This window comes from Streptomyces sp. NPDC059456 (assembly GCF_042750055.1).
In the GTDB taxonomy this organism is placed as follows: domain Bacteria; phylum Actinomycetota; class Actinomycetes; order Streptomycetales; family Streptomycetaceae; genus Streptomyces.
In genome coordinates this window covers 1-1,386 of sequence record NZ_JBHYVA010001112.1, presented here as the reverse complement: position 1 = coordinate 1,386, position 1,386 = coordinate 1, and the positions used below count along the sequence as shown (strand labels likewise).

The 1,386-nt window shown below is 72.7% G+C and carries 2 protein-coding genes and 1 pseudogene; 2 read left to right on the top strand and 1 reads right to left on the bottom strand.

The window, feature by feature from the left end:
- Positions 1-310, bottom strand: a pseudogene (locus ACFXA3_RS42560) (hypothetical protein); the annotation flags it as partial.
- 236 nt (positions 311-546) lie between these two features.
- Here ACFXA3_RS42560 and ACFXA3_RS42555 point away from each other — a divergent pair.
- Both ACFXA3_RS42555 and ACFXA3_RS42550 read left to right on the top strand, forming a co-directional pair.
- Positions 547-735 carry a DUF6381 family protein gene (locus tag ACFXA3_RS42555; RefSeq protein ID WP_385196911.1) on the top strand — a complete coding sequence of 63 codons (189 nt, stop codon included), beginning with the start codon at positions 547-549 and terminating at the stop codon, positions 733-735.
- A gap of 115 nt (positions 736-850) precedes the next feature.
- On the top strand, positions 851-1,360 hold the full coding sequence (locus ACFXA3_RS42550) for a DinB family protein (RefSeq protein ID WP_385196909.1): 510 nt from the start codon (positions 851-853) through the stop codon (positions 1,358-1,360).
- Positions 1,361-1,386 lie beyond the last annotated feature (26 nt).

Genomic DNA, 1,386 nt, shown 5'->3' with positions numbered 1-1,386 from the left:
GGCCCCCCCCGGCCGCCCCCGGCCCGCCGTCCTCGTCGGTTCCGAGGATGCCGACCAGCAGGGCCACGTCCCGGACCGGGCGTCCGACGGCGGCCGCCCTGAGTGCCTGGTGGCCGGGGTTGGTGCCCCGTCCGTCGTCCTCGAGGAGGTTCACCGGTTCGGCCACCTCCTCGACCGGCCGGCAGGTGCCCGCCGTCTCCAGCAGGGTGCGTATCGGTTCGGCGCTCGTCGGGGCCGGCGCGTCGGTGGTGTCGGGGAGCCCGCGGGGATCGTCGTCCTGCGTCGCCGCGAGCGTGATGGGGTCCTTCATGGAAAGCTCCGTTCGCCGACGCGCGGGTCTGCACATCGCGCCGGTCAACGTGCGTCATGGGAAGCGCACGCTTGGTCACATTCAGCGGCACCCCGCTGCGCTGCGCCATACGGGGCGGGCAAACGGGGGAGCCGCTTCTCCCCGCCCGGCCACCTCGGGCCACGGTTCGAGATGCGCCCGCGCGGCGCTGCTGGTTCGCTGAATCCGCCCTCCTTACCCCCCACACCCGAGGAGTGATCATGAGCGCAGGCGAATCCCACGGCCGGGTCCGGCAATTGCGCGAGAAGGCGCAGGAGCTGAACAAGGCTGCCGAACGCTCCACCGATCCGGAAGAGCGCCGCAGGCTCCAGGACAAGGCCCGCCGGCTCCAGGAGCAGAGCGAACGGGAGGGCAAGATCGACGACCGGGGCATGGATCCCATGTAGCCGCGCGCCGGTCCACCCATCGGCCGGTGGCCACGGGGCACCGGCCGATGCGTACGTCGGGCGACGTCGCACGACGTCGCGTCAGCAGTTCCGCGGACAGGTCTGGGGACGGTGCATGAAGGCTACGGACGTACTGGCGGATGCGTACGGGCGCATCCGCGAGGTGGTGCACGAGACGGTCGGGGGGCTCTCGGCCGAGGAGCTGAACGCGCGCCCGGACCCGGGGGCGAACTCGATCGCGTGGCTGGTGTGGCACCTGACCCGGGTGCAGGACGACCACGTCGCGGACGCCTCGGGCCTGGAGCAGATCTGGACGGCCCAGGGGTGGTTCACCCGGTTCGGCCTGCCGCTGCCCGCGGCGGCGACCGGCTACGGGCACACCGCCCAGCAGGTCGGAAAGGTCCGGGTCGCGTCGGACGAGCTGCTGCTCGGGTACTTCGACGCCGTCCACGAGCAGAGCACCGGCTTCATCCGTGGGCTCGCCGCCACCGATCTGGAGCGGGTGGTCGACGCGGCCTGGGACCCGCCGGTCACCCTGGGGGTGCGGCTGGTCAGCGTCCTGTCCGACGACCTCCAGCACGCCGGTCAGGCCGCGTACGTACGCGGGACGCTGCGGCGTCGATAGCGACCCCGGGGGGTACGAGACGAGCG

What these genes read in the sequence shown, in the direction of transcription:
- ACFXA3_RS42550 (WP_385196909.1), top strand. Translation starts at nt 851, where the DNA reads ATGAAGGCTACGGACGTACTGGCGGATGCGTACGGGCGCATCCGCGAG.